Annotated in this window: 11 protein-coding genes; 3 read left to right on the top strand and 8 right to left on the bottom strand. The window is 60.0% G+C overall.

Going from position 1 to position 13,726, the window contains the following annotated elements:
* The 4 genes from guaA to ACYZTL_RS10410 all read right to left on the bottom strand — a co-directional run bounded on the left by guaA (nt 1) and on the right by ACYZTL_RS10410 (nt 4,824).
* On the bottom strand, nt 1-1,578 hold the full coding sequence (guaA, locus tag ACYZTL_RS10395) for a glutamine-hydrolyzing GMP synthase (protein ID WP_461951717.1): 1,578 nt from the start codon (nt 1,576-1,578) through the stop codon (nt 1-3).
* A gap of 100 nt (nt 1,579-1,678) precedes the next feature.
* Entirely contained in the window at nt 1,679-3,148 is a 1,470-nt protein-coding gene (gene guaB / locus ACYZTL_RS10400; protein ID WP_461951718.1) for an IMP dehydrogenase, read from the bottom strand.
* A gap of 218 nt (nt 3,149-3,366) precedes the next feature.
* Nucleotides 3,367-3,915 (bottom strand): sugar ABC transporter ATPase, encoded by a 549-nt coding sequence (locus ACYZTL_RS10405; protein ID WP_461951719.1) that lies wholly within the window; start codon nt 3,913-3,915, stop codon nt 3,367-3,369.
* 159 nt (nt 3,916-4,074) lie between these two features.
* Entirely contained in the window at nt 4,075-4,824 is a 750-nt protein-coding gene (locus ACYZTL_RS10410; protein ID WP_461951720.1) for a sulfite exporter TauE/SafE family protein, read from the bottom strand.
* Nucleotides 4,825-5,024: 200 nt separating this feature from the next.
* Here ACYZTL_RS10410 and xseA point away from each other — a divergent pair, with 200 nt between their 5' ends.
* Nucleotides 5,025-6,404, top strand: coding sequence for an exodeoxyribonuclease VII large subunit (xseA, locus tag ACYZTL_RS10415; protein WP_461951721.1), 1,380 nt, complete (start codon nt 5,025-5,027; stop codon nt 6,402-6,404).
* Between the two features lie 3 nt (nt 6,405-6,407).
* Nucleotides 6,408-7,229: a peptidoglycan DD-metalloendopeptidase family protein gene (locus ACYZTL_RS10420; protein WP_461951722.1), complete on the top strand. Its 822-nt coding sequence runs from the start codon at nt 6,408-6,410 to the stop codon at nt 7,227-7,229.
* Nucleotides 7,230-7,363: 134 nt separating this feature from the next.
* On the opposite strand, the gene ACYZTL_RS10425 is transcribed toward ACYZTL_RS10420, so the two are convergent.
* The gene (locus tag ACYZTL_RS10425; protein WP_461954290.1) at nt 7,364-7,720 is read right to left on the bottom strand and encodes a hypothetical protein; all 357 of its coding nucleotides are present in this window, start codon (nt 7,718-7,720) and stop codon (nt 7,364-7,366) included.
* Nucleotides 7,721-8,111: 391 nt separating this feature from the next.
* Between ACYZTL_RS10425 and leuA the strand changes: the two genes are divergently transcribed.
* Nucleotides 8,112-9,791, top strand: a complete 1,680-nt coding sequence (leuA, locus tag ACYZTL_RS10430) for a 2-isopropylmalate synthase (RefSeq protein ID WP_461951723.1) — start codon at nt 8,112-8,114, stop codon at nt 9,789-9,791.
* A gap of 164 nt (nt 9,792-9,955) precedes the next feature.
* On the opposite strand, the gene ACYZTL_RS10435 is transcribed toward leuA, so the two are convergent.
* The 3 genes from ACYZTL_RS10435 to der form a co-directional block, all read right to left on the bottom strand.
* Nucleotides 9,956-10,747: an amidohydrolase gene (locus ACYZTL_RS10435; protein ID WP_461951724.1), complete on the bottom strand. Its 792-nt coding sequence runs from the start codon at nt 10,745-10,747 to the stop codon at nt 9,956-9,958.
* Nucleotides 10,735-11,883, bottom strand: coding sequence for a pyridoxal phosphate-dependent aminotransferase (locus tag ACYZTL_RS10440; protein ID WP_461951725.1), 1,149 nt, complete (start codon nt 11,881-11,883; stop codon nt 10,735-10,737). Before ACYZTL_RS10440 ends, ACYZTL_RS10435 begins: the two co-directional genes overlap by 13 nt.
* Before the next feature lie 292 nt (nt 11,884-12,175).
* The gene (der, locus tag ACYZTL_RS10445) at nt 12,176-13,645 is read right to left on the bottom strand and encodes a ribosome biogenesis GTPase Der (protein WP_461951726.1); all 1,470 of its coding nucleotides are present in this window, start codon (nt 13,643-13,645) and stop codon (nt 12,176-12,178) included.
* Nucleotides 13,646-13,726 lie beyond the last annotated feature (81 nt).

Here is a 13,726-nt window from a genome sequence, read left to right on the forward strand (position 1 = left end):
TCATTCCCACTCAATGGTCGCTGGCGGCTTGCTCGACACGTCGTAGGTGACGCGGGAGATGCCTTCGATTTCATTGATGATGCGGCCGCTGACAGTTTCCAGCAGTTCGTAAGGCAGGTGCGCCCAACGCGCGGTCATGAAGTCGATGGTTTCCACGGCACGCAGGGCAACTACCCAAGCGTAACGACGGCCATCGCCAACGACGCCAACCGATTTCACCGGCTGGAACACCACGAAAGCCTGGCTGACTTTGTGATACCAGTCGGCCTTGCGCAGTTCTTCGATGAAGATATGGTCAGCGCGACGCAGCAGGTCGGCGTATTCCTTCTTCACTTCACCGAGGATCCGCACGCCCAGGCCCGGGCCCGGGAACGGGTGACGGTAGACCATGTCGTACGGCAGACCGAGTTCCAGGCCCAGACGACGGACTTCGTCCTTGAACAACTCGCGCAGGGGTTCAACCAGCTTGAGGTTCATTTCTTCCGGCAGGCCACCCACGTTGTGGTGCGACTTGATCACGTGAGCCTTGCCGCTTTTAGCGCCAGCCGACTCGATCACGTCCGGGTAGATGGTGCCTTGAGCGAGGTATTTGATGTTGTCCAGTTTGTTGGACTGGGCATCGAAGACGTCGATGAAGGTACGGCCGATGATCTTGCGCTTCTTCTCTGGATCGCTTTCGCCAGCCAGGTTGTTCAGGAACTGGTCCTCGGCGTTGGCGCGGATCACTTTGACGCCCATGTTCTCGGCGAACATGGCCATCACTTGCTCGCCTTCGTGCAGACGCAGCAGGCCGTTGTCGACGAAGACGCAGGTCAGCTGGTCGCCAATGGCTTTGTGCAGCAGCGCGGCAACCACCGAGGAGTCAACGCCGCCGGACAGGCCGAGCAGTACGTTGTCGGTGCCGACCTGGGCGCGAACCTGGGCGATGGCGTCTTCAGCAATCTTCGACGGTGTCCACAGCGCTTCGCAGCCGCAGATGTCGAGGATGAAGCGCGACAGGATGCGACCGCCCTGCTTGGTGTGGGTCACTTCCGGGTGGAACTGCACGCCGTAGTAGCGCAGGTCATCGTTGAACATGCCGGCGATCGGGCAGCTTGGGGTGCTGGCGAGGATGTGGAATTCCTGCGGCATTTTGGTGACCTTGTCACCGTGGCTCATCCACACGTCGAGGCCGAATAGGCCGTCGGCGTCGATGTGGTCTTCGATACCGTCCAGCAGGCGGCTCTTGCCGACCACGTCGACACGGGCATAACCGAATTCACGCAGTTCGGAACCTTCGACCTTGCCGCCCAGTTGCTCGGCCATGGTCTGCATGCCGTAGCAGATGCCGAAGACCGGTACGCCGAGGTCAAACACCGCTTGCGGGCAGCGAGGGCTGTTGGCTTCGTGCACGGACTCGGGGCCGCCGGCGAGAATGACGCCTTTTGGAGCGAATTCGCGAATCGCTTCGTCGTCCATGTCGAACGGATGCAGTTCGCAGTACACGCCGATTTCACGCACGCGGCGGGCAATCAGCTGGGTGTACTGGGAACCGAAGTCGAGGATCAGGATGCGGTGGGCGTGAATGTCGAGGGCCATGATTCAGTCTCGTCTAAGTAATTCAGAAACAGTCGTGATTCAGAAACAACTCGGGGCTGAATAGAACAGCCCCGGGTTACTTAACGTTTTGCTTGAAGCCTCAACCTACGCGGTAGTTTGGCGCTTCTTTGGTGATCTGCACGTCGTGAACGTGGGACTCGGCCATGCCAGCGCCGGTGATCCGCACGAACTCAGGCTTGGTGCGCATTTCTTCGATGTCGGCACTGCCGGTGTAGCCCATCGAGGAACGCAGGCCGCCCATCAGTTGATGGATGATGGCGCTCAGGCTGCCCTTGTACGGAACACGCCCTTCGATGCCTTCCGGAACCAGCTTCTCGGCACCCGCGGAGGAGTCCTGGAAGTAACGGTCGGAGGAACCTTGAGCCTGGGACATGGCGCCCAGCGAACCCATGCCGCGGTAAGCCTTGTACGAACGGCCCTGGAACAGTTCGATTTCGCCCGGCGCCTCTTCAGTACCGGCGAACATCGAGCCCATCATCACGCAGGAAGCACCGGCCACGATGGCCTTGGACAGGTCACCGGAGAAACGGATGCCGCCGTCGGCGATCAACGGAACGCCGGTGCCTTCAAGGGCAGCGGCAACGTTGGCGATGGCACTGATTTGCGGGACGCCGACACCGGCGACGATACGGGTGGTGCAGATCGAGCCAGGGCCGATACCGACCTTGACTGCGTCAGCGCCTGCTTCGGCCAGGGCCTTGGCAGCAGCGCCGGTGGCGATGTTGCCGCCGATGACCTGCACTTCAGGGAAATTCTGTTTGACCCAGCGAACGCGGTCGATCACGCCTTTGGAGTGACCGTGAGCGGTGTCGACCACCACCACGTCAACGCCGGCATTGACCAGTGCAGCAACGCGGTCACCGGTGTCTTTACCAGTGCCGACCGCAGCGCCAACGCGCAGACGACCTTGATCGTCCTTGCTGGCCAGCGGGTAAGCCTTGGCTTTTTCGATGTCTTTGACGGTCATCATGCCTTTGAGGGCAAACTTGTCGTCGACGATCAGGACTTTTTCCAGGCGGTGCTTGTGCAGCAACTCGCGGACTTCTTTCTTGTTGGCGCCTTCGCGGACGGTGACCAGACGCTCTTTAGGCGTCATCACTTCACGTACGGTGGCTTCCAGACGGGTTTCGAAGCGTACGTCACGGGACGTGACGATGCCGACCAGGTCGCCATCGTGCAGTACCGGAACGCCGGAAATGTTGTGCATGCGGGTCAGTTCGAACAGATCACGAACCGTGGCGTCAGCCTCGATGGTGATCGGGTCCTTGACCACGCCGGCTTCGAACTTCTTGACCTTGCGCACTTCGGCAGCTTGCTGCTCGATGGTCATGTTCTTGTGGATGATGCCGATGCCACCTTCCTGAGCCATGGCGATTGCCAGACGGGCTTCAGTGACGGTGTCCATGGCGGCAGAAACCAGAGGAATATTCAGCTCGATGCCACGGGTAAGGCGGGTCTTGAGACTGACTTCGTTAGGAAGCACCTCGGAATAACCAGGCACTAGGAGAATGTCGTCGAATGTCAGAGCTTCTTGGCTGATACGCAGCATCGCGGGGGCTCCCGAGCGGGAAAATGGAAGCGCGCCATTATAGTCAGACACCCCCTCGGGTTCAATGTAAAACTCTGTCTATTATTAGCATTACTGATATACGGGGATTGTTGCTTGCGTAGGAGCTGCCGGAGGCTGCGATCTTTTGATCTTGATTTTCGGCGCGGCAAGCTTTTGACGATCAAAAGATCGCAGCCTTCGGCAGCTCCTACAGTCATTCAGAGTTCGACTTTCACCCAACTGACAGGCTGATCCAGCCAATCGGCGAACTCATCAATAAAGCTCTGCTTGAACCCGGCCTCGGCCCAATTGTTGAAAATGAATCCCAGATTGGAAAAGCCGCACTCCTGCAGGAAAAGAAAGCCGTTGATGTCGTCTTCATGCCCGCACTCGGGGCAAGTGAAGTTATCGGTGCGCCCCGGCATCCAGTCTTCCAGGCTTTCGAACAGTGCTTCGCCGATCTCCTTGCGACACTCGGCACAGCCTGCCTCTTCAAGGAAACCCTTGGCCGGCGTATAGATACAGCGCTTGGTAATGATCTCCAGGCCATTGACTGGCTCGCCGAACGGCAGCGCTTGCGGGTGCAGCACCACGGCGCGGGCACCGTCGGCGATCGCGTGGCCCATGCGGTTGCCGGTTCGGCCGCACGTGGTCAGCTCTTCCTTGATGATGTTCTTGCGCACCAGCCAACGCACGACCGCCCGGGCCCGGGGTTCGTGCACCGGCAGCGTGGAAATTTTCGGGACGATGATGCTTTGGGAGTTCATGGGTGCAAGCCTGCTGCGTTAAATGGAGGTTCTGCTGCGCGCCGATTGACGCCTTCGCGAGCAAGCCCGCTCCCACATTTGATCGCGTTCTAATGTGGGAGCGGGCTTGCTCGCGAAGGCTATGGAGCGGGCGGCAGCTTAATCCCTGGCGAAATCCGGTCAAGTACTCAAATACCGCCCAATCAAGGCAATCCCGCTGGCCAGCACCAACCAGGTCACCAGCCGCACGAACGCCTCGCGGGACAATCTCATGGTCAGCCGCCGGCCAAACCACAGCCCCAACGCCATGGCCGGCAACAAACACAGCGCCAATATCAACAAGGGTAGCTCGGCATACACGCCCGCGACAGCAAACAGACTCAGGCGCACCACGGTGCTGCAACTGATCAGTGCGCTTTGGGTCGCGCGCGCCGCGTCTTTCGTCAACCGACTGTTCAGATAAATCGCATATAAAAAGCCGCCACTGCCAAATAACGCCCCGAACATCCCGCCGACCGTGCCCATCGGCACCGCCCAAGCGGCAGACAACTGCGTCGGACGGGTTTTGACCCACAGGCTGTAAACCGCATAGGCGCTGATGAACAGCCCCATCAACAGCAGCAACACATCGGATTTCAGGTTCAGCAGAAAGATCACGCCCAGCGTACAACCCACCGCCATGCATGGCAGCAACCGCAGCAGTTCCGGTCTGGCCACATCCCGCCGCGAAGGCAGCAGATTGCCGAACGCCGCCACAAAATCCAGCAGCACCAGCAACGGCACGATCTTCGACAGCGGCATGAACAGAATCAGAATCGGCCCCGCCACCAGCGCGGTGCCAAACCCGGCGATGCCAAACACGATGTAGGCCAAGGCGATGGCCGCCCCGATGACCACCCAATCCATCGCGCCGAATGGCCATTGATTCATCAGCTCAAACACATTCCGCCCCAGTCGTCCTTGAATCCCGAAGCTGACTCTACCCCTGTAGGAGCGAGCTTGCTCGCGATGGACGTTAACGATGACGAATATTTTCTGGATAAACGCGTCGTCCTCAGGTTTATCGCGAGCAAGCTCGCTCCTACAGGGGATCGTGCATTCCCTTGGAGAATGCCTTTAAACTGCGCCCCATGATTAAAGATCCCTTTGCAAGACTCGGCCTGGACCGTGAAGTCCTGACTGTCAGCCAGCTCAACGGCCGCGCGCGGGTGTTGCTCGAAGACGTGTTCAGCAATATCTGGGTCGAAGGCGAAATCTCCAACCTCGCCCGCCCGGCGTCCGGCCACGTGTATTTCACCCTCAAGGACAGCGGCGCCCAGGTGCGTTGCGCGTTGTTCCGGCAGAACGCGGCGCGGGTTCGTCAGGCGCTGAAGGACGGCCTGGCGGTCAAGGTGCGCGGCAAAGTCTCACTGTTCGAAGGGCGTGGCGACTATCAGTTGATCCTCGACACCGTTGAGCCGGCCGGTGACGGTGCGCTGCGTCTGGCCTTCGATGCCTTGAAAGAAAAACTCAGCGCCGAAGGCCTGTTCAGCGCCGAGCGAAAAGTGCCGCTGCCGGCGCATCCGCAACGCATCGGCATCATCAGTTCGCCGACCGGCGCAGTGATCCGCGACATCATCAGCGTGTTCCGACGCCGAGCGCCGCAAGTGCAGTTGACGCTGATCCCCACGGCCGTGCAGGGCCGCGAGGCCACGGCGCAGATTGTCCGCGCTCTGAAACTGGCGGACGCCCGTGGTTTCGATGCGCTGATCCTGGCCCGTGGCGGCGGCTCGCTGGAAGACCTGTGGTGTTTCAACGAAGAAGCCGTGGCCCGTGCCGTGGATGCTTGCGTGACGCCAATTGTCAGCGCCATCGGCCATGAAACCGACGTGTCGATCAGTGACTTCGTCGCCGACGTTCGCGCCCCGACGCCTTCCGCTGCCGCCGAACTGCTGGCCCCGGATTCCAGTGACCTGGTGCGTCGGGTCGAAAGCCTGCATCGACGACTGGTGATGCGCATGCGCGACCGTCTGATGCGTGATCGGCTGCGCCTGGAAGGCATCTCTCGGCGCTTGCGCCATCCCGGCGAACGTCTGCGCCAGCAGGCGCAACGTCTGGATGATCTGGACATGCGCATGCGCCGCGCGTTCGAACGTAGCCTCAATACCCGTCGTGAACGGCTGATCCGCCTGGAAACCCGCCTCGCCGGGCAACATCCGGGCCGGCAACTGGCGATGCTGCGCCAGCGCCTCGACAGCCTCGCCGAACGCCTGCCCCGGGCCATCCGCGAAGGGCTCAAATCCCGTCGCCTGCAACTGCAAAGTCAGGTGCAGACGCTGCAAGTGGTCAGCCCGTTGGCGACGCTTGCCCGTGGCTACAGCATTCTGCTGGACGAACGCGGCAACGCGATCCGCAACGCCGCGCAAACCCACAACGGCCAGCGCCTGAAAGCCAAACTGGGTGAAGGCGAACTGCACGTGCGGGTCGAAGACAATCACCTGACGCCTGTCACCCTTTCTTTACTGGATTGATCCATGCCGCGTTTTTTAGCTCTGCTGCTGTTGCTGTGCCTGACCTTCAACGCCCACGCCGACAGCTACATCACCCGGCTGCTGAACAAACCGGTGCCGGGCGGCGTGGCAGTGGTGGATCTGGGTGCGGCGGCCCAGGCGCCGAAAGCCAGTTATCAAGGCAAACCCGTTCTGGTGGTCAAGGAACAGAACAATTGGCTGGCGATTGTCGGTGTGCCGTTGACCGTCAAGCCGGGCGCCCAGTCCCTCAGCAGCGGCGGCCGTAACCTGAGTTTCACCGTCGGCAACAAGAAATACCCCGAACAGCGCATCACCCTGAAAAACACCCAACAGGTCAATCCAGACCCGGACAATCTCAAGCGCATCGAGAGCGAACTGGCCGAGCAGATCGCCGCCTATCGCACGTTCAGCCCGAATACCCCGAGTAACCTGCTGCTGGACAAACCGGTCAACGGACCGCTGTCGAGCAAGTTCGGTGTGCGCCGTTTCTTCAATGGTGAAGAGCGCAATCCCCACTCGGGCCTGGACTTCGCCGTGGGCGCCGGCACACCGATCAAGACGCCGGCGGCGGGCAAGGTGATCCTGGTCGGTAACTACTTCTTCAATGGCAACACGGTGTTCGTCGACCATGGGCAGGGCTTTATCAGCATGTTCTGTCACATGTCGAAGATTGATGTGAAGGTTGGGCAGCAGATGGCGCGTGGCGGTGTGGTCGGGAAGGTGGGCGCCACTGGGCGGGCGACCGGTCCGCATATGCACTGGAATGTCAGCCTGAATGATGCGCGGGTGGATCCGGCGATTTTTATTGGGGCGTTTCAGCCTTAGATTTTCGGTGAGGCTGATGGCCTCTTCGCGAGCAAGCCCGCTCCCACATTTGATCTGTGGCGTTCACAAAACCAATGTGGGAGCGGCGGTGCGACGATTCGACTTGCTCGCGAAGGCGGCATCACTAACACCGCCTATTCAGCCTCCAGATCCTCTATCCCATGGACTTCCCGATCCGCCAGGCAGTGTTTGATCCACTCCTGAGTCTCCTCCGAGAACCAGGTCAACTCCTCCGCCGTGATCAACTCCCGCGCGCATAACCCAAGCAAATGCGAGCGCGCTTCATGACGTGAAAACCTGAAGACGCCAAATGCCCAATACAGCTCTTTTTGCCCGGCCTTCAGCAACTCCTCGCTGGATTCGATCCGCTCGTAAGGCGCGATGCTCTTGTCCAGCACGATCTTTTCGACGTCGCTCATGATCCGGGTACACATCCGCTCATGGGCCACCGGACGCAACACGCCATACATTTTCCAATCGGACTCGTTCATCGCTGACTCCCGCTTGTCAGTCGAGGTTTTAAAGAAGAATAGCCCCGCCGAAAGAATCCGGCGCTCAAAACGCCGATTGCGCATCGCTCAAACCTCGCGCAAACAACCTGACGATCAGTTCGATGAAGAGCAATAAAATCTCGATATACAGGCCGTGGCGAGTATTTCTCTCAATTTTTTTCGACTGCTTGCCATCCTTCACCCTCGCGGTTAGGGTTGAAGGCATGAAAACCTTTCACACCCTCATTCAGCTTCGCCAGCACCGCAGCCTGTGCCTCGTCAGCGCACGACTGCCGGGCTGAATCGCGGTGCCTCGCCCCACGCTTCTCCCCAAGAACTTTGATCCACCGGCAGGCCGCCTTTTTTCGGCCCACACAATAAGGATTTCCCGATGAGCATGCTCAAAGACCCGTCTTCGAAATACCGCGCGTTCCCGACGATCGACATCCCGGACCGCACATGGCCGTCGAAGACCATTACCGCCGCGCCGATCTGGTGCAGTTCCGACCTGCGCGACGGCAACCAGTCGCTGATCGAGCCGATGGACGCGGTCAAGAAGCTGCGTTTCTGGAAAACCCTGGTGCAGGTCGGCGTGAAGGAAATCGAAGCCTCGTTCCCGGCCGCTTCGCAAACCGACTTCGACTTCGTGCGTACCCTGATCGAAGGCAACCACATCCCGGACGACACCACCATTCAGGTGCTGACCCAGGGCCGTGAAGACCTGATCGAGCGCACCTTCGAATCCCTGCGCGGGGCGAAGAAAGCCATCGTTCACCTGTACAACGCGACCTCCCCTTCCTTCCGCCGCATTGTCTTCAACCAGGACAAGGACGGGATCAAGGAAATCGCCGTGAGCGCGGCCAAGCTGTTCGTCAAGTACGCCGCCCAGCAGCCTGAAACCCAGTGGACCTTCGAATACTCGCCGGAAACCTTCAGCGCCACCGAGCTTGAGTTCGCCAAGGAAGTCTGCGACGCGGTCATCGAAGTCTGGAACCCGACGCCCGAGCACAAGATGATCCTCAACCTGCCGGCCACCGTCGAATGCGCGACCCCGAACATCTATGCCGACCAGATCGAATGGTTCGGCCGTCACATCAACCGTCGTGACAGCGTGATCATCAGCCTGCACACCCACAACGACCGTGGCACCGGTGTCGCGGCAACCGAACTGGGCCTGATGGCCGGCGCCGACCGTGTCGAAGGCTGCCTGTTCGGCAACGGCGAGCGTACCGGCAACGTCGATCTGGTGACTGTGGCGTTGAACCTGTACACCCAGGGCATTCACCCTGAGCTGGACTTCTCCGACATCGACGGCGTTCGCAAAGTCGTCGAAGAGTGCAACCAGATCCAGGTGCACCCGCGCCACCCGTACGTCGGCGACCTGGTTCACACCGCGTTCTCCGGCTCCCACCAGGATGCCATCCGCAAAGGCTTTGCCCAGCAGAAACCGGACGCCCTGTGGGAAGTGCCGTACTTGCCGATCGACCCGGCCGACATCGGCCGCAGCTATGAGGCGGTGATCCGCGTCAACAGCCAGTCGGGCAAGGGCGGTATCGCTTACCTGCTGGAACAGGAATACGGCATCAGCCTGCCGCGCCGCATGCAGATCGAGTTCAGCCAGGTCGTGCAGCGTGAAACCGATCGCCTGGGCCTCGAAATGACCGCCCAGCAAATCCACGCGTTGCTGCACAGCGAGTACTTGCAGGCCAACACCCCGTACGCGCTGGTCAGCCATCGCCTGCAGGAAGAAAACGGTCACAGCGCCGTGGAAGTGGAAGTCTCCGGCAAAGGTCAGGGCGAAACCAACCTGCACTGGCGCGGCAAGGGCAACGGCGCGCTGGAAGCGCTGGTGGCCGGTCTGCCGATCCCGGTGGAAATCATGGACTACAACGAACACGCCATCGGCGCGGGCACCAATGCCAAGGCGGCGGCCTACATTGAACTGCGGGTGAACGGTGAACGTGCCGTGCACGGCGTGGGTATCGATGAAAACATCACCACCGCCAGCTTCAAGGCCCTGTTCAGCGCACTGAACCGCTCGTTGAGCCAGCCGGAAGCGAAAGCAGCGTAACACCCTTCAGCAATGCAAAAGGCCCCGGGGTGCGAACCTCGGGGCCTTTTTGTTTGTGCTACTGGAAGATCAAAAGATCGCAGCCTTCGGCAGCTCCTACATTGGAATGCGCTCCCCCTGTAGGAGCTGCCGAAGGCTGCGATCATTTCTGGATCACCCGAATCTCAGGTGAACTCGAAGGTATCCGCATCCAGATTCGCTGGAAACCGCGTGCGGTAAGCCTGAAGATCTGCCGCATTCAGCACTACCTGAAACACCCCGTCCGCCTCCCCGGCACTGAGCAGCGTCTCACCCTGAAAATCCAGCACCTGACTGTCACCGGTGTAGGCAAAACCCTTTCCGTCAGTCCCGATGCGATTCACCGCCGCCACATAGCAAAGGTTTTCGATCGCCCGCGCTGGCAGCAAACGGTTCCAGTGCTGACGCCGTGCACCCGGCCAATTCGCGGTGTACAGCAACAGGTCAGTGTCCTGGGCATCGCGGCTCCACACCGGGAAACGCAAGTCGTAGCAAATCAGCGGCCGCACACGCCAGCCTTTGAGTTCGAACTGCACCTGGCGCTCGCCCGGAGTGTAGTGATTGTGCTCGCCCGCCATGCGGAACAAGTGACGCTTGTCGTAGTGCCAGACTTCGCCGTCCGGTCGCGCCCACAACAGGCGATTGCGATGACTGCCATCAGCGGCCTGAACGATGACGCTGCCGGTAATCACGGCATCAAGGTTCGCAGCCTGGGCGCGCAGCCATTTGCTGGTGGGACCGTTTTCCGGCTCGGCGAGCGTCTCGGACTCCATGGAGAAACCGGTGGTGAACATCTCCGGCAGGATGATCAGGTCAGCGCCGCGAGCCTGTTGCAGCAACTGCTCGAAATGCTCCAGATTGGCCTGGCGGTCGTGCCAGGCCAGGGTCGTCTGGACCAGCGCAATGTTCAGATTGGGCAGTGCACTCAGATCACGCATAGTTTTGCCGCTGCTTCACGCAGGGTCTCCTCACGCTTGGCGAAGCACAGACGCACCAGGCGCTGGCCTTCGGGCGGCGTCTGGTAGAACACCGAGATCGGGATGCTCGCCACGCCGTGTTCGCGGGTCATCCACAGCGCCATCTCGACGTCGTTGAGGTCCGGGCGGATCTGCGAGTAATCGACCAACTGGAAATAGGTGCCGGTGACGCGGGTGAAACTGAAACGCGATGGCGTCAGCAAGTCGCAGAACAGATCGCGCTTGGCCTGATAAAAAGCCGGCAGTTCTTCGACATGTTCCGGGTGCTCAGCCATGAAATCGGCCAAGGCAAATTGCAGCGGAGTCACGCCGCAGAAACTGACGTACTGGTGAACCTTGCGCAGCTCTGCGGTGAGGGCCGGCGGTGCGACCACATAGCCGGTTTTCCAGCCGGTCACGTGATAGGTCTTGCCGAACGAGCTGACCACGAAGGCACGCTGATACAGCTCTTCGTGATTCAGCACGCTGACGTGAGGCACACCGTCGAACACCAGGTGTTCGTAGACTTCGTCGCTGACGAGGTAGATGTCGCGATCACGAATCAGATCCGCCAACTGATCCAGCTCGGCACGGCTGATCAGTGCGCCACTGGGGTTGTGCGGTGAGTTCAGCACAATCATCCGCGTGCGCGGCGTAATGGCCTCAGCCAGTTTCTGGAAGTCGATAGAGAAATCATTCAGCCCGAGTTGCACATGCACGCAACGACCACCGGCCAGTTCAACCGACGGCTCGTAACTGTCGTAGCACGGATCGAAAACGATCACTTCGTCGCCGCTGTGGATAACTGCCTGAATGGCGCAGAAGATCGCCTGGGTAGCACCGGGGGTGATGGTCACTTCGTTGTCGGCATCGACATTCACGCCGTAACTGCGAGCAATCTTCGCCGAAACTTGCTGGCGCAGTGCCGGCAGGCCGGTCATCGGCGAGTACTGGTTATGGCCATTGGCAATGTGCCGGCCAACCGCATCGCACAGGGCCTGCGGGGCATCGAAATCGGGGAAACCCTGGGACAGGTTGATCGCCCCGGTTTGCGCCGCGAGCTGAGACATCTGCGTGAAGATAGTGATGCCGACATTCGGCAGCTTACTGGTGATCATCGGTGATTCCCTGCTCTACACCCGGCTCTAACGGCGGCGCGGGAGAGCCCGAGGATAGCCCAAACGGCGCCCATAAAAAAAGGGCGCCAATGGCACCCTTCTTCTAATAACCAACACATAACCCTGTGGTGAGGGAGCTTGCTCCCGCTGGACCGCGAAGCGGTCCCAATATCTGCAACCGAGATCGTTCAGATAGAACGCGTCGGCTGGTTTTGCGACTGCTGCGCAGTCGAGCGGGAGCAAGCTCCCTCGCCACAACAGCCCCACACACAAAATGGTGTGGGGTTGTGAATCAGCGCTTGTCGCGGCGCTTCTTGTCGGCCTTTTTGTGGTGCGACATCATGCGACGCTTCTTGTTGACCTGACGGTCAGTGAGCGAGGTCTTGTTGCCTTCGTACGGGTTCTCGCCACCTTTGAACTCGATGCGGATCGGCGTACCGACCAGCTTCAAGACACGGCGGTAAGTGTTTTCCAGGTAACGGACGTACGACTTTGGCACCTTCTCGATCTGGTTACCGTGAATCACGATGATCGGCGGGTTCGCGCCACCCAAGTGAGCGTAACGCAGCTTGATCCGGCGGTTGTTGACCATCGGCGGCGCGTGCTCACCGACCGCATCTTCCAGAATCTGGGTCAGGCGGTTGGTCGGCCAGCGGGTGACCGCGGACTTGAACGAGTTCTGTACGGAGGCGTAGAGGTTGCCCACGCCAGTGCCGTGCAGCGCCGAGATGAAGTGGATGTCGGCGTAGTCGACGAAGAACAGTCGACGTTGCAGCTCGACCTTCACGAAGTCGCGCTCGCTTGGGGTCATGCCATCCCATTTGTTGATCGCGATGACCAGCGCACGACCCGACTCAATGGCGAAGCCCAGCAGGTTGAGGTCGTGGTCGACCACACCTTCACGGGCGTCCATCACGAAGATCACGACGTTGGCGTCTTTGATCGCCTGCAGGGTTTTGACCACGGAGAATTTTTCGACTTCTTCGTGGATCTTGCCGCGCTTGCGCACACCGGCAGTGTCGATCAGCGTGTACTTCTCGTCGTTACGCTCGAACGGGATGTAGATACTGTCGCGGGTAGTGCCGGGTTGGTCATACACGATGACCCGGTCTTCACCGAGCATGCGGTTGACCAGGGTCGACTTGCCGACGTTCGGGCGACCAATGATGGCGATCTTGATCCCGTCTTTTTCGCTTGGACCAGGAATGCGCTTGGCTTCCTCGCCTTCGGCAACGTCCTCTTCCTCGCCTTCTTCCAGCTCTTCTTCGTCTTTCGGGAAGTCGCTCAGGGCGATTTCCAGCATCTGAGTGATGCCACGACCATGAGCGCCGGCGATCGGGATCGCGTGGCCCATGCCCAACGGAGCGAATTCGGCGCGGGCCATTTCAGGGTCGATGTTGTCGACCTTGTTGGCAACCACGTAGGAACGCTTGTTACGTTTGCGCAAATGCTCGGCGATCATCTGGTCGGCGGCGGTGAAACCGGCCTTGGCATCTACCAGGAACAGAACGACATCGGCTTCTTCAATGGCCAGCAGCGACTGCTCGGCCATTTTTTCGTCCATACCGTGCTCGTCACCGGAGATACCGCCGGTGTCGACCAGAATGTAGGAACGCCCTTGCCACTTGGCCTCACCGTATTGGCGATCACGGGTCAGACCGGACAAGTCGCCGACGATGGCGTCGCGAGTCCTGGTCAGGCGGTTGAACAAGGTGGACTTGCCGACGTTCGGTCGGCCCACCAGGGCGATTACGGGAACCATGCGGCTCTCCACTTCGTTATTTCAGAAAATACAAAAGCCGCTGCGAGGCAGCGGCTGGTGCTCGGGGCAACCTCTGTGTGT

The organism is Pseudomonas sp. LB3P81 (assembly GCF_054897965.1).